The sequence below is a fragment of the Oligella sp. HMSC09E12 genome, from assembly GCF_001808505.1.
In the GTDB taxonomy this organism is placed as follows: Bacteria; Pseudomonadota; Gammaproteobacteria; order Burkholderiales; family Burkholderiaceae_B; genus Oligella; species Oligella urethralis.
Genome location: NZ_KV793608.1, coordinates 16037 through 37571, shown reverse-complemented (window position 1 = coordinate 37571; position 21535 = coordinate 16037). Strand labels below are relative to the sequence as shown.

Sequence of the window (21535 nt, the reverse complement as noted above, 5' to 3'; positions counted from 1 at the left end):
GTTTGCCAACCTCGCTGGGCAAACACAAAAAAGCCCTTGAACATCAAGGGCTTATTATATAATACTGGCGGAAGCTGTGAGATTCGAACTCACGGAGGGCTATTAACCCTCGCCGGTTTTCAAGACCGGTGCATTCAACCACTCTGCCAAGCTTCCAGTCTTGGTGCACTCGGCCGGAATCGAACCGGCACGGACGCAATGTCCGAGAGATTTTAAGTCTCTTGTGTCTACCTATTTCACCACGAGTGCTTGTGTAATGTATTAGGTTAAGAGCATAACTATAGCAAGTGAACGCATGCTTGTCCAGTGCTTTGATGCGTTAGACCTTTTTTGTTGCAAAAATATGACTCTTTAAGACTGAGCATGCGCAAATAGCGCCCATCACCACATCAGTCCAACGCTATTTAGCTAATAAGCGCATGGCTTCATCAATCGCCGAGATGCTCAAGCCATACATCCTACCACCGAGTAGCTCATGGATCAGTCGGGTTGAGTGATAGTACTGCCAATGCGACTGCGGATTAGGATTAAGCCAGATGGACTTGGGCCAGTGCTCGACTGCGCGCTTTAGCCAGACCCCGCCAGCTTCCTTATTGTAGTGCTCCACCGAACCGCCCGGATGGATAATTTCATAGGGACTCATCGCTGCATCACCCACAAAGATCAGGCGCCAATCCTCATTCATGCTACGCAGTAAATCCCACGTACTTTTGTACACGCGGCGCCCTGCTTCATAGCGCCACACCCGTTCATATAGGCAATTATGAAAATAATACGCCTCAAAATGCTTAAACTCACTGCGTGCTGCAGAAAAGAGCTCCTCCACAATGGCGATATGATCGTCCATACTACCACCCGAATCGAGTAGCATTAAGACTTTAACCGTATTATGACGTGCTGGTACCATTTGCAAATCTAGATGACCAGCGTTTTTAGCAGTGCCACGAATGGTGCCGTCCAGATCTAACTCCTCGACCGCCCCTTCGCGCCCAAAGCGTCGCAAACGGCGCAAGGCCATTTTAAAATTGCGGGTGCCGAGCTCCTGCTGACTATCGTACTCACGGAAATGACGCTCTTCCCAGACCTTGACTGCCGTGCGATGACCGGCAGAGGGACCACCGATGCGAATCCCCTCAGGATGGTAGCCGCTATGACCAAAGGGCGAGGTGCCACCGGTACCAATCCATTTGCTACCACCCGCATGACGCTCCTTTTGCTCTGCCAATCGCTCCTTAAAGAGCTCCATCAGCTTTTCCCAGCCATGCTTTTCAATGGCAGCTTTTTGCTCCTCGCTTAAGTGCTTTTTAAACTCTGCCAACAACCAATGCTCAGGGATTTCTTTAAACTGCTCCATCACAGGTTCTGCTTTGCTAACAAAGGCAGCAAAGGCCTGATCATAGCGGTCAAAATGACTTTCATCCTTGACCATGGTCATGCGAGCGGTACGATAAAAATCATCCAAGGTAGGCGCCATCAGCGGGCGTCGTAATAAGTCAATCAAGGTCAAAAGCTCATTGATTGACACAGGAATACCGTATTGCCGCAACAGATAAAAGAAATTGATTAACATCGCCTTGCCTGTCCTAGCGTCGTCCCTGCCCTGTTGCCATGGCCACTAAGCGCTCGATTAAGGACAAATCCTGCTCGTTTTTAATTAAAGCACCCGCCAAGGGCAGATTACCATTTTCCACGCTTTGTGGATTGATATTTGAGGCACTCAACAAGGCCAGCCAATCCAAAAACTCGGAGGTTGAGGGCTTTTTCTTTAAACCGGGCATCTCACGCAATTCAAAGAAACGCTGCATGGCGCTATTAAGGATATCCTGATCGACATTGGGATAATGCACAGCCACAATCTGGCGCAAGGTTTCGCTATCTGGGAACTCAATATAGTGGAAGAAACAGCGGCGTAAAAAGGCATCTGGTAAATCCTTTTCATTATTCGAGGTGATAATCACCAGCGGCCGGTGCTTCGCCCGAATCGTACGTGCTGTCTCGTAGACATGGAATTCCATCTGATCTAGCTCGCGTAATAAATCATTAGGGAATTCAATATCCGCCTTATCAATTTCATCAATGAGCACCACCGCCGGCGTCTCAGATTCAAAGGCCTGCCACAACACCCCGGGACGGATATAGTTGGCGATATCCTTGACACGCTCATCTCCTAGCTGAGAGTCACGTAGGCGCGACACCGCATCATACTCATACAGTCCCTGCTGTGCTTTGGTGGTCGATTTAATATGCCATTGCAACAAAGGACGTTGCAAAAACGCTGCTACCTCCTCGGCTAACATAGTTTTACCGGTACCAGGCTCCCCCTTAATCAACAGTGGACGCTCAAGACTCAATGCGGCATTTACCGCCAAACGCAAATCATCGGTTGCAATATAGCGTTCAGTGCTTTCAAAAGATTGATTTAACTTCATGCCCATGTCCTAATCCCTAATGTGTATTAACTCGCTGCTTTAACAGCTCAATATATAATTGCTGATCAAGCGGGCCACGATTACGCTGTGCCTGCCAAATCACCTGACCCAAACACTCCATCATCTCATGATGTGCTGCATGCTCGTCCAACTTAGCGCTCAGCTGCTCGAAAACCTCACGAATGCCATGCGGGTTATCAATGGATATCTGCTCTTCAAGCGCAATGTGCATTGACAGATGTAAAAAGGGATTGGTCTGCCCCTCGGCCACGCTAAAGTCCTTATTGCGTGCCTCAGGATTATCCAACATCGCATGGTACTCAGGATGCTTCATAATCCAGCCCAATGCTATTTTCTCCATCGCACTTAGCGCTGCTTTATGTTGATACTTTTGCCAGGTCTGAATAAAAAAATCTCTGACCTGCTCACGCGTGGGATTAAAAATTGCCATATAACTATTTATTACAGTTCGTGAAAAATAAGAGTAATTTCAATGATAATAAGGTACACTAATCGAGTCTTATATAAGACTAGGTAGTAAGCAGTATATATTAGTCATCTCAAGTCTTATACAGTGTAAGCAAAGTTTTTAAAATCTCTGCTGTTACTGAGAGTTGAGTGTTAATTGTCTTTTATATTAACCTTTATTGTACTAGTCTATTCATTGCAACCAGTTCTGGAGAAAAGCATGTCTTACCAACACATCAAAGTGCCGGCAAACGGCGAAAAAATTACAGTCAATGCGGACAATAGCTTAAACGTTCCTAATAACCCGATCATCCCTTATATCGAGGGTGATGGTATCGGTGTTGATGTTAGCCCAGTGATGATCAAAGTGATCGATGCAGCGGTTGAAAAGTCCTACGGTGGCGAGCGTAAAATTCACTGGATGGAAGTTTATGCGGGTGAGAAATCAACCCAGGTCTATGGTCCTGACGTTTGGTTACCTGAGGAGACACTGGATGCGGTAAAAGAGTATGTGGTTTCTATCAAAGGTCCTCTAACCACACCCGTTGGTGGCGGTATCCGCTCACTTAACGTGGCCTTACGCCAAAAGCTAGACCTTTACCTCTGCTTACGTCCTATCCAATACTTTGAGGGCGTGCCTTCACCGGTTAAAGAGCCTGAAAAAACCAATATGGTTATTTTCCGTGAAAACTCAGAGGATATTTACGCCGGTATTGAGTTCGAAGCCCAATCTGATAACGCTAAAAAACTAATCAAGTTCCTCCAAGACGAGTTAGGCGTGAAGCAAATCCGCTTCCCTGAGACCTCTGGTATTGGTATTAAGCCTGTTTCTGAAGAAGGTACCAAGCGCTTAGTACGCCAAGCCATTCAGTACGCAATTAATAACGACCGCGACAGCGTGACCCTCGTGCACAAGGGTAACATCATGAAGTTTACTGAGGGTAGCTTCCGTGACTGGGGTTATGAGTTGGCCCGTGAGGAGTTTGGTGCTGAGTTGATCGACGGTGGTCCGTGGTGCTCCTTCAAAAACCCAAAAACTGGCAAGGAAATCGTCATCAAGGATAATATCGCTGACGCCTTCTTACAGCAGATCTTATTACGCCCTGAGGAGTACTCCGTTATCGCTACACTAAACCTTAACGGTGACTACATCTCTGACGCCTTAGCAGCACAGGTTGGTGGTATCGGTATCGCACCAGGTGCTAACTTATCTGATACGGTTGCCATGTTTGAGGCGACTCACGGTACTGCTCCTAAGTACGCTGGTAAGGATATGGTTAACCCAGGTTCTGTGATCCTTTCTGCTGAGATGATGCTACGTCACATGGGTTGGACCGAAGCTGCTGACCTCGTTATCAAAGCCATGGGTGATGCCATCAAGTCTAAGCAGGTGACCTATGACTTTGCCCGTGCCTTAGAGGGTTCTACTCAGGTGAGTTGCTCTCAGTTCGGTCAGGTGATGATCGACCATATGTAATCACTGAGGCTACCTAGGTAGCTGAGGGTATTCACATATAACCGAGTTAAAGGCAAATTGCGTTTAACTCGGTTTTTTTATGGCAAATGTCAAGCTCAGGCGCCATTTTGTGCAGTGCAGTAGAGATAAGTACCTATGGTGTTTACTAGCCTAATCTCCTACCATTGTATAGATGACTAATTTACCTTTTACGCATTTATAAGTGCGAAGTTTTTACGATTTATGGCTAGCAATACCTTACCCGAACAATGTAAAGCCGATCCGGAGCTACTCGATGTAGCCCAAGCGATTGCCGAGACGATTTTACGTGGCTTTAATAAGCACTACCGCATTTTCCGTTCTTTCTCCGCCCATGCCAAGGAGGCTTTCGAAAACCGAGATTGGCAGCAGATCCAACGACTGGTGGCCGATCGTATTCAGGTATATGATGAACGGGTCAGTGAAGCCATTAGCGAGCTACGCCAACACTACCACGAGGTGATCCAGCATGAGGAGACCTGGCGTCTGACAAAAACGGCGTATATCGCACTATTAGTCGACCATTATCAACCCGAATTAGCAGAGACCTTTTTTAACTCCGTCTCCACTAAGCTACTGGATAAGGCCTACTACCGCAATCAGTTTATTTTTGTCAAACCGGCGGCAGCCACCGAGTATCTAGAGTCCGATCGTGGCACCTTTAAGTCCTTTTATCCGGTCGATCGTGATTTACGCGCTTGTTTTTCCAAGGTACTCGACTTCTATGATTGGCAGGTGCCCTTTGCCGATCAAGCCCGCGATGTTGAAATGATTCATCAGGCACTCCTCGATTATCTAGGTGAGAGCTATCTTCTCAACGAGCTCAATCTACATATACAGGTACTGCAATCACCCTTTTATCGTAATAAATGCGGCTACATCATGGGCCAAGTGATTAACGGTCACGCCCGTCACCCTTTTGCCATAGCCATCATGCATAATGCTAAGGGCGAGTTGGAGGTAGATACGGCGCTCTTTAATCCGCAGCATATTTCCGTGCTCTTCTCGTTTGCACGGGCCTATTTCCTCGTGTCAATGGATGTGCCTTCAGGCTATGTCAACTTTCTACTGCAATTGATGCCAATGCGTAATAAGGCCGATATGTACGCCATGCTAGGATTGCACAAACAGAGTAAGAATATTTTCTGGCGTGATTTTTTACAACATCTGCATTACTCTGAGGATCAGTTTATTCTTGCCCCCGGTATTAAAGGCTTGGTCATGACGGTCTTTACCCTGCCCTCATTCCCCTTTGTCTTTAAGGTGATAAAGGATAAGTTCGGCCCGAATAAGGACTTCGACCAGGATTATGTACGTGCTAAGTATCTTTTAGTCAAAAAACATGACCGCGTGGGGCGCATGGCGGATACGCTCGAATACTCCAATGTCGCCTTACCACGTCATCGTTGTAGCGAGGAAATGATTCAGGAGCTACGAGAACTTGCGCCGTCTCAATTAGAAGAAACTGAGCACTTTATTGTGGTGCGCCATTGCTATGTGGAGCGTCGTCTAAAACCGCTTAATATGTATTTATTAAATGCCACCGATGAAGAAAAAGAGCGCGTCATCATCGATTATGGTAATGCACTAAAAGAGCTTGCTTCGGCTAATATCTTCCCCGGTGATATGCTCTTTAAAAACTTCGGCCTAACCCGTTTTGGTCGCGTGATTTTCTATGACTACGATGAAATCGAGTATATGACCGACTGCCATTTCCGCGACATCCCGCCTGCTCCCTATCCGGAACTGGAAATGTCGGGTGAGGTCTGGTATCCGGTGGACAAATACGATGTGTTCCCCGAGGAGTTTGGCGCCTTTTTATTAGGCGATCCAGTGGTGCGCAAAACCTTTATGCAGCATCATAGCGAGCTCTTAAGCTCGGCTTTCTGGCAAGGCAAGAAGGAGCGCATTCAAAACGGTCAGATGGATGACTTCTACCCCTACCCCGAGGAGGTGCGCTTTAGAAATGGCGATGACGGTAAAACCAAGTACCACGGCCAGGTTGAGGACTAAAGGAGCGCAGGCGCACTGAGCGATATTAGCTGTCATAAAGCTGTCATTACAGACTGTTACTATTATCTTGATAACTAGGGAATCGTCTGTAAATGACAGGAGTCTTCCATGAAAGCAAGTACGCTCGCGCGCTTAGGTGCAACTGATACACGCTTATTTTTCCGCTTATCAGCTTATAACCGCAAAAAGTATATTGCGATCTTAAGTCAACTCCTCTCGACACTTGGTAATGGCCCATTGTATGCCATACTCGGGATGGCCATGTGGATTTGGGCCGGTCCTGAAGGTAAGCAGCTGTTCTATGCAGGCGTACTAGCTTATAGCTTTGAATTACCGATTTACTATGTGCTTAAAAATAGCATTAAGCGTGACCGCCCCTGCTACAAAATCGTTGATGTGGTCAGTCTAGTCACCCCGTCGGATAAATTCAGTTTCCCTTCCGGGCATACGGCGGCAGCCTTTGTCTTTGCGACGACTATTGTGGCTTTATACCCCTTCTTAGCCGTGCCAGCCTATGCATTTGCTACCTTGGTAGGGCTATCGCGTGTGATTTTAGGCGTCCACTACCCAGGTGATATTGTGGCTGGGATGGTCTTAGGTTTAGCTAGCGCTTGGTCCGCCTTAACCATCATGGCGATTTAATTTGATTGAGTTTTATTAGTGCGAATTCTTTATGGTGTACAAGGCACGGGCAATGGTCATATCACCCGCGCCCGTGTGATGTTACCGGCGCTACAAGCAGCCGGTTGCAAAGTAGATTTTGTGTTTAGTGGTCGCCCAGCCAATGCCTATTTTGATATGGCCATGTTTGGTGATTACCGAGCCTTTCAGGGCTTTTCATTTTATACCAAGCAGGGTGCCGTCAATTGGTTTAAAACCATCAGTGATGCCCGTCCGCTACGCTTTATAAAGGATGTCAGCGCCTTAAATGTCAAGGACTATGATTTGGTATTGACGGACTTTGAACCGGTTAGCGCATGGGCCGCCAAGCTACGTGGCGTACCTGCCATCGGCCTAGCCCATCAATACGCTTTATGTCATGCCATTCCCGGCACGGAAAAATCACCGCTACTGGCTCAAGCACTCAAAAGCTTTGCCCCAGCTAAGCACTATATCGGTGTGCATTGGGCGCCCTATGATGCACCTATCGTACCTCCGCTGATTGCCATGAACCATGAGCAAGCCACGCGTGAAGAAGACTTTATCCTGGTGTACCTGCCCTTTGAGGATACGGCACAGGTGATTCAGTGGTTACAACAAATCCCTGAACAGCGCTTTATCGTCTATCGTCAAGGTGACACCACGGTGCAAGACAAAAACATCCTAGTCAAACCCCTAAGTCGCGAACACTTCCCGCAAGATCTCGCCGCCTGCGCCGGGGTGATTTGTAATACTGGATTCGGTCTTTGCAGCGAAGCCATGGTACTAGGAAAAAAAATATATACCAAGACCTTAGCCAAGCAAGTCGAGCAGTTTTCTAATGGCAAAATTTTAGAAGATTTAAATCGGGCTGTTGTATTTACTGAGTTTGAGACCACCGCCTTACGCCAATGGCTCATGCAAGCTAATCTACCACGGGCCGTGTTTCCACCGGTGGCTGAGGAAGTAGCAGCATGGATAGTCTCGCAGAACTACGAGGATTGGCAGGGTTTAGTGACGCGCTTGTGGGCTAGGGCTGAACAGGTGGCGCTGTAGTACTCAGCCTAAGGGACGCCACACGCCACCATAGCACATTATTTTAGACAACAAAAAAGCCGTCAATCACAATGGATTACGGCTAATTGCTACCACTACTATCTACTGATAAATAGTGGTCGGGACAGTAGGATTCGAACCTACGACCCTCTGGTCCCAAACCAGATGCGCTACCAGACTGCGCTATGCCCCGACTGGCTAAGCAATAAATTATACAGGGTTTTGAGATTAATGCAAGTAGATGACAAGTAAAAAATCAAATTTGTTAGTTAAAACCCACAATCATAAGAAATTTGTGGGTTTTAACACACGCCACTACTTGCCGCCTCACTTACTCTGCTGCAGGCGTATCAACCTCACCCAGTAGGTTTTCTTCGTTTTCAATCCCGCCTAAGGCCTTCACCGATAAACGGATACGACCGCGATCATCCGCTTCGATCACCTTAACGCGTAGCTTCTGACCCACTTTAAGTACCTCATTAATATCATTAATGCGGTAATTAGCGATTTCAGAAATATGCAGTAAACCATCGCGACCCGGTAGGATTTGTACAATCGCACCAAAATCTAGCATGCGCTGCACCGTACCCTCATACACCTGATTTACCTCAACCTCAGCGGTAATCTCAAGAATACGACGCTCTGCCTCTTTTGCCTTATCTAAATCGGCACTAGAAATTGTCACCAGACCGTCATCACTGATATCGATTTGGCTACCTGTTTCCTCGGTTAGCGCGCGAATCGTCGCACCACCCTTACCAATCACATCACGGATTTTTTCAGGGTTGATTTTAACCGTCAACATACGTGGCGCAAAGCTGGAAAGCTCGCTACGCGAACCAGAAATCGCTTCTTCCATCTTACCCAAGATATGCATACGACCCTCTTTGGCCTGAGCCAACGCAGCCTGCATAATTTCTTTGGTAATGCCTTGGATCTTAATATCCATCTGTAAGGCAGTAATACCCGCTTTGGTACCAGCGACTTTAAAGTCCATATCGCCTAAGTGATCCTCATCACCCAGAATATCAGTCAGCACGGCGAATTTATTATCCTCTTTGATAAGACCCATCGCCACGCCAGCCACGTGATCCTGCACCGGTACACCCGCATCCATCAAGGCCAAGCTACCGCCACACACCGAAGCCATTGAGGAAGAACCGTTAGACTCCGTAATCTCAGACACCAAACGAATGGTGTACTGGAAATCATCGTGCTTAGGCAAGGTGGCAACTAAGGCACGCTTTGCCAAACGACCATGACCGATTTCGCGACGCTTAGGCGAACCTACGCGACCGGTTTCACCGGTAGAAAACGGTGGGAAGTTGTAATGCAACATAAAGCGTTCACGCCCCTCACCCATCACCGAATCAATGATTTGCTCATCCTGCTTGGTACCAAGGGTCGCCACCACGATAGCCTGTGTTTCACCGCGCGTAAATAAAACGCTACCATGGGTCCGTGGCAACACACCTAAACGAATCGAAATAGGACGGACGGTGCGGGTATCACGGCCGTCAATACGCGGCTCACCGTTAAGGATTTGACTACGCACAATCTCAGACTCTAGCGAGAAAAGAATATTTTCAACCTCAACCGCATCAAGCTCTTCGCCTTTGTCAGCGGCAGCAACGGCTAACTGCTCCTGCACCGCTGTATGGATTTGCTTGATTTGCGTACTACGCGCTTGCTTTTCACGCACTTTATAAGCCGCCTGAAGACCCTCTTGTGCTGCCGCTTTAATTTGAGCTACTAGGGCTTCATTTTTAGGGGCTGGCTGCCAATCCCAAGCAGGCTTACCTGCTTTTTCTACCAGCTCATTAATCGCATTGATCGCGGCTTGCATTTGCTCATGACCAAACACCACACCGCCTAGCATCACCTCTTCGGATAGCTGCTTGGCCTCGGACTCAACCATCAACACCGCAGCTTCTGTACCCGCTACCACTAAATCCATCTGCGATTTTTCTAATTGGCTAGGGCTCGGATTCAACACGTAATTGCCATCAATATAACCCACACGTGCCGCGCCGATAGGACCATCAAATGGAATACCAGCAATCGCTACCGCCGCTGAACTTGCAATCATGGCAATAATATCGGGATCAATCTCCGGATCCACCGATAACACATGCACAATCACTTGCACTTCATTATAAAAACCCTCAGGGAATAAGGGACGCAAAGGACGGTCAATTAAACGAGAGGTAAGGGTTTCCTTTTCGGAAGGCTTAGCTTCACGCTTAAAGAAACCGCCGGGAATCATACCAGCGGCGTAGGCCTTTTCAATATAGTCCACGGTCAGTGGGAAAAAATCCTGGCCTGGCTTAGCATCCTTAGCGGCAACCACGGTCGCTAACACAACTGTATCGCCCATCGAAGCTAACACAGCACCCGTCGCCTGACGCGCAATCTCGCCGGTTTCTAGGGTAACAGTATGCTCACCATACTGAAAAGACTGAGTAAATTTATTAAACATGTGGATTCCTTAATCTACAATTTTGTCCGAAATCTCAAGCGATACCACGGTTCTATAACGCTTGTCGGACTAACAATAAAAAGCCGTGCAGCAGAAAGCATCTGTGCACGGCTATGAATCTCTACTTCTAAAGACCCGTCAATTACTTACGTAAGCCTAATTTAACAATTAAATCACGGTAAGCGTTAGCGTTAGTTCTTTTTAAGTAGTCTAGTAACTTACGACGACGGCTAACCATACGTAATAAACCGCGACGTGAGTGGTGATCCTTGGCGTGCTCCTTGAAGTGAGAACCTAACTCGTTAATACGAGCGGTAAGCAAAGCGATCTGTACTTCAGGTGAACCGGTATCGCCCTCTTTGCGAGCGAATTCTGAAACAATTTTTGCTTTATCAATATCTGCAACTGACATACTATATATCCTTAAAACATGCGTTGACACGGATAGAGCGCCAACGTGAACATAATCAATTAAACCCTAACTTTTGACTTCCTCCACTCCCTAAAGGGATGGGATTCCTACAACTAGACGATCAAGCCCGACCGCAAATCTTAGAGGTGGCTACCGCCTTGCAATTCACACCTTGCATCTAAGATTCTTATTTCAAACTAACCCTACCGTTAAGATTGTCTGTTGACACGAGCTAGTTTGAGAGTGTGTGTGGAATACCATCTACTAGCCAAAACACTGCGTACTCGCAATTTATACTTGTCTTAGCTGTTTTTTGTAGATGGTTTGAATTAACAACTGATTGATTGTAGCAACTTTGTCGCCTTATATCCACCCCTTGAAGTGGGTGGTTTTACGGCGACTGATGATAAAGCTCGCATGCTAATCATCTGCTAAACTAAAGCTAGCCAGTCGCTACCTAACTGTCACTAATTTATAAGTTAATCGCTAATTATACTCCCTTTTACCATTTAAGTTGTGTTTAAAATCACCACTTGAGAGAAAATAATGCAATCTGTGATAAATAAGCCGCAAAAAGCCCAACCGCGTGCCCTCCATGCCCTTTATCGACCCGCATTTTTGCTTGCCTTAGCCGGCGTGCTTAGTGCCTGCGCCAGCTATCGTGATGTGCCGGCAAATGCTACACTACCTGAGGCTTTGAGCATTATGGGACAAGCTACTCATCAGTGCGAGCGTGCCGATGGCGGTCAACGTTTGCTTTGGTCACAACAGCCTAACGGGCAATATGTGTACGGTGCTGATGTAAATGCTGAGGGCTATTTAATCGGTTCTGTTTATTCGATACTCACTCCACAAAACTTTAAAAAGCTAGACCGTGGTCAGTGGTCTGCCCAAGCGGTACTATGCGAATTCGGTCCACCAGCGGAAATCGAGACCCTTGGCTTAGGCGAAAAGCGTGAGCAGATTTGGAGCTATCGCTACAAGGAGGTTAACCACTGGAATAAGCTGCTGCATATTTATATGGGCAAAGATGGTCAGCAGATGACGCATTGGCATACTGGACCGGACCCCCGCTTTGATCGCGATTGCTTCTTTGTCGAATGCTAATAGCACCACGCCCGCGACCATTTATGGTACCGCGGGCGTTTTTATTATTTATGATTTAACTACTCGGTCTTTCTCAAGCTGCGTAAGCGCCTAGCCTTGCGCCAGCGTAGCAGCATAATCACCCAGCCTGATAGGGTATAAGATAAAAAGACAACGGTGATGACCAATGGTGCATTAAGCATCAACAAGGCAAATAACAACACCAACAGCGTCATCAATAGCGCTGGTGATTTTTTCTCCATAAAGAGACCTGATTTGCCACTAAAAAACGGCGCATTGGAAATCATGGTCAAGCCTGCATACACCGTGATCACAAAAGCAACCCACGCATGCGGATCCGAGATGGGTAAGCGATTATCCACCGACAACCAGACAAACCCGGCGGTTAAGGCCGCCGCTGCAGGGCTCGGTAAGCCCTGAAAGTAACGACTATCAACAATATTAATATTGCTGTTAAAACGCGCTAAACGCAGAGCAGCACCGGCCACATACACAAAGGCAGCTAACCAACCCCAACGACCCAAATCGTTTAGGGTGTAGGTATACATCACCAAAGCTGGGGCCATGCCGAAAGACACCATATCGGCCATGGAGTCGTACTGCTCACCAAAGGATGATTGGGTTTTGGTTAAACGTGCAATACGGCCATCCATCCCATCCATCACCATGGCCGCAAAAATCGCTAAAGCAGCCCATTCAAAGCGATGATTCATGGCTTGCATCACCGCAAAAAAGCCAGCAAATAAATTAGCCGTGGTGATCGCATTCGGCAATAAATAAATACCTCGCTTAGGCACCGGCTTTGCATTAATCAATAAGGGCTCTGCACCATCGTCCTGACTTAGCGTATCAGGACTAGCTAAGTCCTCATTGGCCTGTGCAACCCCTGTCTCTGCACCCTCAGCGCTCGCTCTTTGATCCTCTGCCATCATGACTCCAATTCGGCTAATACCGTCGTTGTATGCGAAACCCTATCACCGATAGCGACAAGTGGCTTAGCCTGCAAGGGTAAATACACATCCACCCGCGAACCAAAACGAATAAAGCCGTAACGATCCGCCGCCTGCAGCACCTGCCCCTCCGTCACATAACATAAAATGCGTCGTGCCACTAAACCGGCCACTTGTACCGAAGTGACCAGCTGCCCATCGGCGCGCTCAATCACAATGGCATTACGCTCATTTTCTACCGAAGCCTTATCCAAATCGGCATTAACAAATTTACCCGGATGGTACTCGACCTTATGAATCCGTCCACTGATCGGCATCTGATTGGAATGCACATTAAACACATTCATAAACACACTGATTTTAAGTGCTCGACGCTCGGCATAAGGATCGTGCACTTCCTCAACGGCCACAATACGACCGTCAGCTGGAGACAGCACCAAGCTATCGCCGGACGGTGCCTGACGACTCGGATCTCTAAAAAACTGGATAACAAATATCGCCACTAGGGCCAATGCTAAACCTAGCCAGCTATTAATAAAAGCTGCGATAATCGTTAAAATCAATGCGAGGGCAATAAAAGGCCAACCCTCTCTTGCGAGTAACGGGCGCTTTTGTGCTTGATTCTTTTGTTGTAACTGATTGCTCACCAAGGTACCTATACAAGTAAATTTAATCAATTAATTCATCACCCTCCATGGTAACATGCAGACGCCCTTGGGTAGTCGCTAAGCCACCTTGAACCACATGCTTTTTTTCAATACGGCTAAGATTAAGATTGGCTATCAACTCATTTAGATGAATTGATTAGACCGCCTTGCAGCAATCAAGTAATATATGACTAGTCAGTAAATTTTTTTACAGGCGCACATGAGCGTCTAGTTATTAGTTATTATCACCACCTCCCCTGAAGCAGGCGAGGCCGTCAGCCATTCTAATGTTGGAGAAACAATGAAGTTACATGATTTAGCTAAAAAGCGTCGTTCTATTTATCACCTTGGCAAAGACATCGACCATTCTCATGCCGAGCTTTACGAACTCATAAAAAAAATTGTTAGTGAGAGCCCTTCCTCTTTTAACTCACAAAGTTCTCGTGTGGTGGTACTGTTTGATGAGGAACATGAGGCCTTATGGGATATAACACGTGAGACATTGCGTGAAATCGTACCAGCGGATAGTTTTGAAGCGACCAATGCAAAAATGGATGCCTTTAAAGCCGCACGTGGAACCGTATTATTTTATGAAGATCAGGAGCCGATTAAGGCATTGCAAGAGCAGTTCCCACTCTATGCGGATAAGTTCCCAATTTGGTCTGAGCATTCGACCGCCATTGCTCAATACGGCGTATGGCTGGCGCTTGCCGAGCATGATATCGGCGCTTCACTACAGCACTATAACCCCCTCATCGATGCCGCCGTCGCTGAGCGCTGGGATATTCCTAGCAACTGGGTGTTAACAGCACAAATGCCTTTTGGTAGCATCGAGACGCCTGCAGCGGCTAAAGACTATATGGATGAAGTCGATCGTTTCCGCGCCTTTGGATTATAAGTTAAAGCCCTCACAGCGCTAAAGCAACATCGTCCCGAGCAAATTAGCACCCACGCTTAATTGCTCGGGATTTTTCTTGCTAACAGCGCCTATAGTAAAAGCGCTGTGTTAACTATTAAAGTAGCACTGCACTATGCGGCTTATTTGCTCTGATCCACTTCTGGCAATCGTTGCTTTTTCATCATGGCTTGCTTTTGGTGCTGAGCAGCAGCGCAACCCTTAGATGAAGCGCAACCGCTGCAACCCTTTTTCTTAACGAGCTTATGATAGATATACCAGCTAGAAAGTGCAAATACGGCGCCAATAATAATTAAATCCATCATCTTAATTTACTCTTGTGTCATGGCTTTAGCCTGAACCCAAATCACCGCATCTTGGCTTAATTCCTTGCCCTCATAGCTGTCATCGGGACCTACGCCCAGTGCGGCAAAACCCCACCAACCTGCTTTAGGAATGGCAAAATTAAAGACCCCCTGACTATCGGCTTTGAGCACGAGGGTCACAAAGCTATCTTGTGGTGCTTTATATTTTAGGGGGCCGGTTTTGTTTGCCTTCACATCCACATCCGTATTGAGGTATTCCACTTCAATCTCAGCAAATGGCACTGGCTTACCCTCACTCATCACCACACCGCTAAAGCTACCATGCTCCCACACGGCATAAGGCTTGGTTAATGGCACAATTTCAGCCTTCAGACCTAATTCACTATCCCAATCGGTGGGCATACCGGCCACATTGACGATGAGCTTGGTGATTTGCTGAATGTATGCGTCCTCGTTTTCTTCAAAATAAGGCGCTGGGGTTAAGACAAACATGTGATCGCCCATGGAACGTGCTTTGTAATCTAACTCAAAGGCTTGGCCTTTATTCTCATTACCCGTCCACTCAATGGATTTAAGCTCAGCTAGCAGATCCTTTTCCTTTTCTTTGTGAACCACATAAAAAGACGCTGGCTTTTTCATATCCATGGTGTGTGAATCTTCAAATGGGTGAGCAAACACAAGCTTCATGGGAATGGTTTGCCCCTGATTTAAAGCAGACTCCGGTGTGTAAAGCATTTGAAAATGCGCATTGGCCGAGCCCATACCTAAGGCAAACATTAAGGCACTTAAGGTGAAAAATTTCTTCATAAATAAACCTCGCTTCGCTTAATTAATCTCACTGCCATTTAGCTGGATACGATGACCATCACCAGCATCAAACACGGCTTTATACTCACCCTCGGGTTTTTTAAAGTTGACACTATTCAACTCATCAAAAGTCAGGCTATGAATTCTTTGGCCATCTTGCTCAACGTAGAAATTCACACCACTGGCGCTACTACCGTCACTAAAACCACCCTCGCATGTAATGGTGCCATCGCCCTCATCAAAGCAAGACATTAAGGCGGTATGGGCAAAGGCACTGGGCGCCAAGGCTAAACATAATGCGGTCATTAAGAATTTTTTCATCGGAACACCTTTAAGATTAGTTAAAACAAACAGGAATCAAATGCTACTTGCACACTACGCTCCCAAACACCACTAGCGATAGTGATAGCTCGCCTGGCCACCACTCGTTTCAGGCAAGACAGCGGAACCCCTAAAAAAACCTAAGACTAAGGTAATGGCCACCACCGTGAAATAGAAATACACCATGGTATGCAGCCCATCCCAGGCAAAATGCGTTGCTAAGGTAAAGAAAGCAGAAGCAAATAACAAACCGAGACTAAAAGGCAGCGCAATCGCCAACAGCATCAATTTGTAGGACTGCACATTAAGCTTTAGTACCACCATCGATGCAATGCAGGGCGGCGTAAAAATCATAAAGATCAACATCGCCACTGCATGCAGTGCGGTATAACCCGTTTCTGCACTAGCGAAGGCTTCTTCTGGACGATCACCCTGACCTTGCTCATACATCGAACCAATGGTGGCTACGGCACTTTCACGTGCAGCAAAAGAGCTTAAGAAAGCCACGTTAACACGCCAGTCAAAGCCCGCCCATTGCGTCACCGGTTCAATAAAGCGACTGACGCTACCGAGTAAGGAATTCTCAATACGCTCGTTTTTAATTTCGTTTTGTAATAACTGCGACTTTTGTGCCAATTGACGCAAGGCCCGATTAACGGCACGCTCATCGTTATTAGTAGGCTTCACAAATCTAAACAGCTCAGGGTATGTTTGTTCAAAGCGTGTATCCAACGCTTTTACCCTATCCGCTGAACTGGCCGCCACCATCCGCTCGGAACGGTATTGATTGTGTAAATTCACCAGTTGATAAATCGTTTCCTTACTGTGCAACGATTCAGCATAAGGTGAGTTTTGTACACTCGCTTTAAAGTCCTCAACCATGGTTGTAGCACGTTGCTCAAACGCAGCTTTAGTCGCTGCTGGCACCCCCGGAAATTGCAATAGCACAAAAAGTACGACAGCCACCGCCATCACAATGGTGCCGACCTTATAGATGTACATCCACACGCGCTGCACCGCACGCAATAAGACGCCCTTAACCGTTGGCAAATGATAAGGTGGCAACTCCATCATAAAGGGCTTGCTGGCGCGATTTTTAAGCACCGTCATGGTCAAGACCCTGGCCACGCTGAGTGCAATAAAGAAAGTCACTGTAGAAATAAAAAACATCATCAATGACATGGATGAGGCAAAAAACGCCCCCAACAATAAGGTATAAAACGGCACTTTGGCTAAGCAGTTCATGTAGGGAACAGTCATGATGGTGGCAATGCGCGCCCGTTCATCAGCAATTCCTTTGGTGGCCATAATACCGGGCACGGCACAGCCGCCGACAAAGGCTCCACCTAACACCAACGGCAAGGTCGATTGACCATGTAGACCATAGCGATTAAATACGCGGTCCAAGACAAAGGCGATCCTAGGCATATAGCCCGTATCCTCTAGAATCGCAATGATAGAAAATAAAATCAGGAAGATGGGCACATAGTTCAAAAGCGCTAAGGCACTATTCACCAACCACACCACAAACTCGGTAATGAGTGGCACCTCAATCAACTGCGGTGCAGGTAATAAGCTCACAATAAAGTTCTTGGCCTTTGCTAAATAAGGCCAGGTATAATTGGTCAGCTCATAGCCTTTCACAATCGACAGCTCGTAGGTACCATATACCACCAAAGCCAAGACGACAAAAGACAACTAACGATTTAGCACGACCTTATCGATCAGAGCAGTGAGTGAGGTTAAAGACTTCGCTGGCAGGTGCACGATGTGGTGACATAAGGCACTGGCTGCAGCATGACGGGTAGCGGCAATACTGGATACCGCATCAAGCTCAGGGTGCTGTTGCGCTAAGCCTTGTTTGACAGTAGCAATCGCTTCAGCCAAGGCCGGGGCAATGGCTAGTAGTTTGGCTTGTACTACAGCATTACCCTCTAAGAGCTTAAGCGCAAACCACCGTGGGGCAACGCTCGCCTCGATCTCTGAGGCAATACGCTGTGCCAGTGTATCAATGGCTGCCTCTAACTCTGGATAAAATAATTGGTATGCTTGGGGTGGCGACTGCTCCAGTGACTGCGCTTCAGAAATGGCACTAATTGCCGCTAGAATTTCCTCTCTACCAATCTGCTTTGACGCCACCGCCTCAATCACCGGCACCTTAAACTCCGCCGCCAGGGCATCAATATCAATCTGCATGCCCCGACGCTTCGCCACGTCCATCATGTTGAGTACTACAATCACGGGCTTGCCAATTTCGAGTAACTGATAGCTCAGATATAGACTGCGCTGAATACTCGACGCATCAACCACATTGATAATGATGTCAGGATCTTCATCAACGATATAGCCAATAGCCGCCTGCTCTTCAGCAGAGAAGGCGCTAAAGGAATAGGTGCCCGGGAGGTCGACCAACTCAATGGTCTGCCCTGCATGGCGCAGTACCGTGCTTTTTTCTCAACCGTCACACCGGGGTAATTAGCCACATACTGCTTGACCCCACTCATCATGGTAAAAATAGTCGATTTACCGCAATTAGGCTGACCCGCAATGGCTACTTTAATCATGGTGCTACTCGTCTAACCTCTAACATCTTTGCCTCTTGACGACGCATGGATACGTAGTATCCAAGCACCTGCACTTGAATTGGATCAAGTAATGGTGCGGAGCGTACCTTCTCAATTTCAACGCCTGGAATAAAGCCCATATCGAGGAATTTTTGCTGTAAAGCACCCTCGCCACGTACATGTGCAATCACTGCTTTTACATTGCACGGCAACTCGTCTAGGCTGAGAATTGCCTCATCTACTGAGTGATTTTCTGACATCATCACAAGCTTAAAATCTGATTTGAAATGAAAAACTAACTTAGCTAATCGCTTAATTTAGTTAACAATTTAATACTAATGATAATCATTGTCAATATCATTTGCAGAAAGGATTGATCAAGCTCAAATGGAGCATCACTTTCTGTATGCCGTGTCTTTGTACAACAACATGCGCAAGCACAAGGGTGGTCTCTGTGAATGAGCCACAGGCATGATTGTTGATGTAATAAAGGAATTGACGCTATGCTAAAAACAGCGCTTAAGAAGTGCGGAGGGAGCGCTTAAGCTATTTGATAGCTCAACTACGCGACACTTAAATCAAAACACATCCCATCTTGAGCAAGTTGCACACCGGTCGGTAATTGCTCGGGATGCTGGATCAAATACGTCTCTAAGCTATGATCGATATGGGTTAAGTAAAAAGCCTTTGCTGGTATTTGGGGCACCAAGGCCAAGGCCTCATGTAGATGATGATGCCCTTTCGCCTTCACACCAGGTGGGTAGGTACAATCTACAAGTACATAGTCCACTGCCTTGGCACGCAATAAAGCTAGCACTTCCGGTGACAAGCCTTTGGTATCGGTTAAATAGGCAATGGCTTTGCCTTTAGATACCTCAATTAAATAGCCTAAGGTCGGTCTCGAATGCTCTAGGGGCAAGGCCGTGACAGTGACGCTGCCCGTGTCATTATCCACTAGGGTCAGGCACTGAAAAGGCGCTAAGGTATGGGAAAAATCAAGGATGCCGGGGTGTTTATACAGATCAGCAAAGCCGACTGCATCATCCGGCCCATAGACTGGTAGCGACATACCCTCACCCCAACGCAGACTTAATAAGCCTTGCGCATGATCGGCATGATAATGGGTTTGAAATATCGCTGTGAGACGTGGTGCATCCACCTCATCGGCTGCTGGCATGGGAAAACGCTCCCGTAAATCCATCAGCCCGCTATCAAATAAATAAACGTCCCGACCGATTTGCAACATGGCACTGGCGGGACGTCTAATCAAACGACTATCTGCCCTTGCTAGCTCACAAGCGAGGCAGCGGCAGTTGTAAACCGGTAGCTGCGAAGCGCTACCGGTTCCTAAGACAGTAAAGCGCACCGGCTTAGTTTTTGCTTTGGTCAACTAGTTTATTCGCTGCAATCCAAGGCATCATGGCACGCAATTCAGCGCCGACTTTCTCGATTTGAGACTCTGCGTTAATACGACGACGAGAGGTTAAGGTAGGCGCACCGGCTGCGTGTTCAAGAATAAAGCTCTTAGCATATTCACCGGTCTGAATGTCATGTAAGCACTCGCGCATTGCTTGCTTAGTTGCTTCAGTCACAACACGAGGACCTGTCACATACTCACCATACTCGGCGTTATTCGAGATAGAGTAGTTCATATTGGCAATACCGCCCTCGTAGATTAAATCAACGATAAGCTTTAACTCATGCAAGCACTCGAAGTACGCCATTTCAGGTGCATAACCCGCTTCAACTAGGGTCTCGAAACCAGCCTTGATTAACTCAACGGCACCACCGCAAAGTACGGCCTGCTCACCGAATAAGTCAGTTTCAGTCTCTTCACGGAAGCTCGTTTCAATAATACCGGCACGACCACCGCCGTTAGCGCTCGCGTATGAAAGCGCAACATCACGGGCAGCGCCAGATACGTCTTGGTAAACAGCCACTAAATGAGGTACACCACCACCATTTTGGTAGGTATTACGAACTGTGTGACCTGGTGCCTTAGGCGCAACCATGATCACGTCGATATCATCACGCGGCACGACCTGACCGTAGTGAACGTTAAAACCATGAGCAAAGGCTAAGGCAGCGCCAGCCTTCATATTGGCCTCAACCTGGTTTTTGTAAACCTCGGCAATGTTTTCATCCGGCAATAAAATCATCACAACGTCAGCGTCTTTAACCGCATCAGCCACTTCAGCAACTTTTAAGCCAGCGTTTTCAGCCTTTTTCCAAGACGCACCGTTTTTACGTAAACCAACGGTCACATTCACACCGGATTCGTGTAAGTTAAGCGCATGCGCATGCCCCTGAGAACCGTAACCGATGATCGCTACTTGCTTGCCCTTGATTAGGGATAAATCACAATCTTTGTCGTAAAAAACTTTCATAACTTCGTCTATAAAATTAATCTATTACTGCGTTATTTTTAAAAATTAAACTTTTAAAATACGATTACCGCGCCCTACGCCAGTCACACCGCTGCGCACAGCCTCTAAAATCATCCCTGGCTCTACTGCCTCGATAAAGGCATCAATTTTTTCCTGCACACCGGTGACTTCAATGGTCATGGTCTTGTCGGTGACATCAACGATACGACCGCGGAAGATATCGCTAAGGCGTGTAGCCTCTTCACGCTCCTTGCCTACAGCGCGTACCTTAATCAACATCAACTCGCGTTCTACCATCGGGGCTTCGGTCAAATCAACCACCTTGACCACATCCACCAAGCGGTTTAAATGCTTCGTAATTTGCTCAATCACATCATCCGAGCCGTTGGTCATAATGGTCAAACGTGACAAGCTGAGGTCCTCAGTGGGCGCTACGGTGAGCGTCTCAATATTGTAGCCGCGAGCCGAGAACAAGCCGACCACACGAGATAAGGCACCGGGCTCGTTTTCCAATAAAATCGAAATAACGTGTTTCATTTG

General features: G+C 47.2%; 22 protein-coding genes, 3 tRNA genes and 1 pseudogene. 6 read left to right on the top strand and 20 right to left on the bottom strand.

Annotated features, from left to right (window positions below; genetic code table 11):
- Positions 1 to 65: 65 nt before the first annotated feature.
- The 5 genes from HMPREF3179_RS09905 to HMPREF3179_RS09885 all read right to left on the bottom strand — a co-directional run bounded on the left by HMPREF3179_RS09905 (position 66) and on the right by HMPREF3179_RS09885 (position 2880).
- A tRNA-Ser gene (locus HMPREF3179_RS09905) sits at positions 66 to 156 on the bottom strand.
- Positions 157 to 161: 5 nt separating this feature from the next.
- A tRNA-Leu gene (locus HMPREF3179_RS09900) sits at positions 162 to 249 on the bottom strand.
- A 151-nt stretch (positions 250 to 400) separates the two neighbouring features.
- The gene (locus tag HMPREF3179_RS09895) at positions 401 to 1570 is read right to left on the bottom strand and encodes a vWA domain-containing protein (protein ID WP_070470999.1); all 1170 of its coding nucleotides are present in this window, start codon (positions 1568 to 1570) and stop codon (positions 401 to 403) included.
- A 13-nt stretch (positions 1571 to 1583) separates the two neighbouring features.
- Complete coding sequence (locus HMPREF3179_RS09890; RefSeq protein WP_018026453.1) at positions 1584 to 2429, bottom strand: AAA family ATPase; 846 nt, start codon at positions 2427 to 2429, stop codon at positions 1584 to 1586.
- Positions 2430 to 2445: 16 nt separating this feature from the next.
- Positions 2446 to 2880 (bottom strand): DUF1841 family protein, encoded by a 435-nt coding sequence (locus tag HMPREF3179_RS09885; RefSeq protein ID WP_018026454.1) that lies wholly within the window; start codon positions 2878 to 2880, stop codon positions 2446 to 2448.
- 237 nt (positions 2881 to 3117) lie between these two features.
- Here HMPREF3179_RS09885 and icd point away from each other — a divergent pair, with 237 nt between their 5' ends.
- The 4 genes from icd to HMPREF3179_RS09865 all read left to right on the top strand — a co-directional run bounded on the left by icd (position 3118) and on the right by HMPREF3179_RS09865 (position 8100).
- Positions 3118 to 4374, top strand: a complete 1257-nt coding sequence (gene icd / locus HMPREF3179_RS09880) for an NADP-dependent isocitrate dehydrogenase (protein WP_018026455.1) — start codon at positions 3118 to 3120, stop codon at positions 4372 to 4374.
- A 222-nt stretch (positions 4375 to 4596) separates the two neighbouring features.
- Positions 4597 to 6405 (top strand): bifunctional isocitrate dehydrogenase kinase/phosphatase, encoded by a 1809-nt coding sequence (gene aceK / locus HMPREF3179_RS09875; RefSeq protein WP_048767614.1) that lies wholly within the window; start codon positions 4597 to 4599, stop codon positions 6403 to 6405.
- A 108-nt stretch (positions 6406 to 6513) separates the two neighbouring features.
- Positions 6514 to 7047 carry a phosphatase PAP2 family protein gene (locus HMPREF3179_RS09870; RefSeq protein ID WP_048767613.1) on the top strand — a complete coding sequence of 178 codons (534 nt, stop codon included), beginning with the start codon at positions 6514 to 6516 and terminating at the stop codon, positions 7045 to 7047.
- Between the two features lie 18 nt (positions 7048 to 7065).
- The gene (locus HMPREF3179_RS09865) at positions 7066 to 8100 is read left to right on the top strand and encodes an MJ1255/VC2487 family glycosyltransferase (RefSeq protein ID WP_070470997.1); all 1035 of its coding nucleotides are present in this window, start codon (positions 7066 to 7068) and stop codon (positions 8098 to 8100) included.
- Between the two features lie 116 nt (positions 8101 to 8216).
- Here HMPREF3179_RS09865 and HMPREF3179_RS09860 read toward each other — a convergent pair.
- From HMPREF3179_RS09860 to rpsO, 3 genes are all read right to left on the bottom strand, one after another.
- Positions 8217 to 8293: transfer RNA gene (locus HMPREF3179_RS09860), tRNA-Pro, on the bottom strand.
- A gap of 138 nt (positions 8294 to 8431) precedes the next feature.
- Positions 8432 to 10579 carry a polyribonucleotide nucleotidyltransferase gene (pnp, locus tag HMPREF3179_RS09855; RefSeq protein ID WP_070470995.1) on the bottom strand — a complete coding sequence of 716 codons (2148 nt, stop codon included), beginning with the start codon at positions 10577 to 10579 and terminating at the stop codon, positions 8432 to 8434.
- A gap of 142 nt (positions 10580 to 10721) precedes the next feature.
- On the bottom strand, positions 10722 to 10991 hold the full coding sequence (rpsO, locus tag HMPREF3179_RS09850; protein WP_018026460.1) for a 30S ribosomal protein S15: 270 nt from the start codon (positions 10989 to 10991) through the stop codon (positions 10722 to 10724).
- Between the two features lie 546 nt (positions 10992 to 11537).
- Here rpsO and HMPREF3179_RS09845 point away from each other — a divergent pair.
- Entirely contained in the window at positions 11538 to 12098 is a 561-nt protein-coding gene (locus tag HMPREF3179_RS09845) for a hypothetical protein (protein ID WP_083290748.1), read from the top strand.
- 59 nt (positions 12099 to 12157) lie between these two features.
- Here HMPREF3179_RS09845 and pssA read toward each other — a convergent pair whose 3' ends face one another.
- A complete protein-coding gene (pssA, locus tag HMPREF3179_RS09840) occupies positions 12158 to 13027 on the bottom strand; it encodes a CDP-diacylglycerol--serine O-phosphatidyltransferase (RefSeq protein WP_105885689.1) in 870 nt (289 codons plus the stop codon).
- On the bottom strand, positions 13027 to 13695 hold the full coding sequence (locus HMPREF3179_RS09835; RefSeq protein ID WP_070471003.1) for a phosphatidylserine decarboxylase: 669 nt from the start codon (positions 13693 to 13695) through the stop codon (positions 13027 to 13029). The genes pssA and HMPREF3179_RS09835 overlap by 1 nt, the downstream gene beginning before the upstream one ends.
- 301 nt (positions 13696 to 13996) lie before the next feature.
- Here HMPREF3179_RS09835 and HMPREF3179_RS09830 point away from each other — a divergent pair, with 301 nt between their 5' ends.
- Complete coding sequence (locus HMPREF3179_RS09830) at positions 13997 to 14593, top strand: nitroreductase family protein (RefSeq protein WP_070470993.1); 597 nt, start codon at positions 13997 to 13999, stop codon at positions 14591 to 14593.
- Between the two features lie 140 nt (positions 14594 to 14733).
- Here HMPREF3179_RS09830 and HMPREF3179_RS09825 read toward each other — a convergent pair whose 3' ends face one another.
- From HMPREF3179_RS09825 to ilvN, 10 genes and pseudogenes are all read right to left on the bottom strand, one after another.
- Positions 14734 to 14916, bottom strand: a complete 183-nt coding sequence (locus HMPREF3179_RS09825; RefSeq protein WP_070470991.1) for a hypothetical protein — start codon at positions 14914 to 14916, stop codon at positions 14734 to 14736.
- A gap of 6 nt (positions 14917 to 14922) precedes the next feature.
- Complete coding sequence (locus HMPREF3179_RS09820) at positions 14923 to 15723, bottom strand: DUF4198 domain-containing protein (RefSeq protein WP_070470990.1); 801 nt, start codon at positions 15721 to 15723, stop codon at positions 14923 to 14925.
- A gap of 18 nt (positions 15724 to 15741) precedes the next feature.
- A complete protein-coding gene (locus HMPREF3179_RS09815; protein WP_070470988.1) occupies positions 15742 to 16044 on the bottom strand; it encodes a hypothetical protein in 303 nt (100 codons plus the stop codon).
- Between the two features lie 72 nt (positions 16045 to 16116).
- The gene (locus tag HMPREF3179_RS09810; RefSeq protein ID WP_210398774.1) at positions 16117 to 17742 is read right to left on the bottom strand and encodes a ferrous iron transporter B; all 1626 of its coding nucleotides are present in this window, start codon (positions 17740 to 17742) and stop codon (positions 16117 to 16119) included.
- Positions 17743 to 18183 carry a hypothetical protein gene (locus tag HMPREF3179_RS12550; RefSeq protein ID WP_246824442.1) on the bottom strand — a complete coding sequence of 147 codons (441 nt, stop codon included), beginning with the start codon at positions 18181 to 18183 and terminating at the stop codon, positions 17743 to 17745. It lies immediately after the preceding gene.
- 15 nt (positions 18184 to 18198) lie between these two features.
- Positions 18199 to 18548, bottom strand: a pseudogene (locus HMPREF3179_RS12545) (FeoB small GTPase domain-containing protein); the annotation flags it as partial.
- Positions 18549 to 18604: 56 nt separating this feature from the next.
- Positions 18605 to 18868: a FeoA family protein gene (locus HMPREF3179_RS09805; protein WP_070470986.1), complete on the bottom strand. Its 264-nt coding sequence runs from the start codon at positions 18866 to 18868 to the stop codon at positions 18605 to 18607.
- A 302-nt stretch (positions 18869 to 19170) separates the two neighbouring features.
- The gene (phnP, locus tag HMPREF3179_RS09800) at positions 19171 to 19998 is read right to left on the bottom strand and encodes a phosphonate metabolism protein PhnP (RefSeq protein WP_246824440.1); all 828 of its coding nucleotides are present in this window, start codon (positions 19996 to 19998) and stop codon (positions 19171 to 19173) included.
- Positions 19979 to 20995 carry a ketol-acid reductoisomerase gene (gene ilvC, locus HMPREF3179_RS09795; protein ID WP_018026471.1) on the bottom strand — a complete coding sequence of 339 codons (1017 nt, stop codon included), beginning with the start codon at positions 20993 to 20995 and terminating at the stop codon, positions 19979 to 19981. The genes phnP and ilvC overlap by 20 nt, the downstream gene beginning before the upstream one ends.
- A 45-nt stretch (positions 20996 to 21040) precedes the next feature.
- Positions 21041 to 21532 carry an acetolactate synthase small subunit gene (gene ilvN / locus HMPREF3179_RS09790; RefSeq protein WP_048766744.1) on the bottom strand — a complete coding sequence of 164 codons (492 nt, stop codon included), beginning with the start codon at positions 21530 to 21532 and terminating at the stop codon, positions 21041 to 21043.
- Positions 21533 to 21535 lie beyond the last annotated feature (3 nt).

Bases quoted from the DNA above. Each gene is read 5' to 3' on its own strand.
- HMPREF3179_RS09870 (WP_048767613.1), top strand. From the start codon at position 6,514: ATGAAAGCAAGTACGCTCGCGCGCTTAGGTGCAACTGATACACGCTTA.
- HMPREF3179_RS09830 (WP_070470993.1), top strand. From the start codon at position 13,997: ATGAAGTTACATGATTTAGCTAAAAAGCGTCGTTCTATTTATCACCTT.
- HMPREF3179_RS09885 (WP_018026454.1), bottom strand. From the start codon at position 2,880: ATGGCAATTTTTAATCCCACGCGTGAGCAGGTCAGAGATTTTTTTATT.
- pnp (WP_070470995.1), bottom strand. From the start codon at position 10,579: ATGTTTAATAAATTTACTCAGTCTTTTCAGTATGGTGAGCATACTGTT.
- pssA (WP_105885689.1), bottom strand. From the start codon at position 13,027: ATGGCAGAGGATCAAAGAGCGAGCGCTGAGGGTGCAGAGACAGGGGTT.
- HMPREF3179_RS09825 (WP_070470991.1), bottom strand. From the start codon at position 14,916: ATGATGGATTTAATTATTATTGGCGCCGTATTTGCACTTTCTAGCTGG.
- ilvN (WP_048766744.1), bottom strand. From the start codon at position 21,532: ATGAAACACGTTATTTCGATTTTATTGGAAAACGAGCCCGGTGCCTTA.
- ilvC (WP_018026471.1), bottom strand. From the start codon at position 20,995: ATGAAAGTTTTTTACGACAAAGATTGTGATTTATCCCTAATCAAGGGC.
- HMPREF3179_RS09815 (WP_070470988.1), bottom strand. From the start codon at position 16,044: ATGAAAAAATTCTTAATGACCGCATTATGTTTAGCCTTGGCGCCCAGT.
- HMPREF3179_RS09820 (WP_070470990.1), bottom strand. From the start codon at position 15,723: ATGAAGAAATTTTTCACCTTAAGTGCCTTAATGTTTGCCTTAGGTATG.
- HMPREF3179_RS09805 (WP_070470986.1), bottom strand. From the start codon at position 18,868: ATGTCAGAAAATCACTCAGTAGATGAGGCAATTCTCAGCCTAGACGAG.
- HMPREF3179_RS09845 (WP_083290748.1), top strand. From the start codon at position 11,538: ATGCAATCTGTGATAAATAAGCCGCAAAAAGCCCAACCGCGTGCCCTC.
- HMPREF3179_RS09890 (WP_018026453.1), bottom strand. From the start codon at position 2,429: ATGAAGTTAAATCAATCTTTTGAAAGCACTGAACGCTATATTGCAACC.
- HMPREF3179_RS09895 (WP_070470999.1), bottom strand. From the start codon at position 1,570: ATGTTAATCAATTTCTTTTATCTGTTGCGGCAATACGGTATTCCTGTG.
- icd (WP_018026455.1), top strand. From the start codon at position 3,118: ATGTCTTACCAACACATCAAAGTGCCGGCAAACGGCGAAAAAATTACA.
- rpsO (WP_018026460.1), bottom strand. From the start codon at position 10,991: ATGTCAGTTGCAGATATTGATAAAGCAAAAATTGTTTCAGAATTCGCT.
- aceK (WP_048767614.1), top strand. From the start codon at position 4,597: ATGGCTAGCAATACCTTACCCGAACAATGTAAAGCCGATCCGGAGCTA.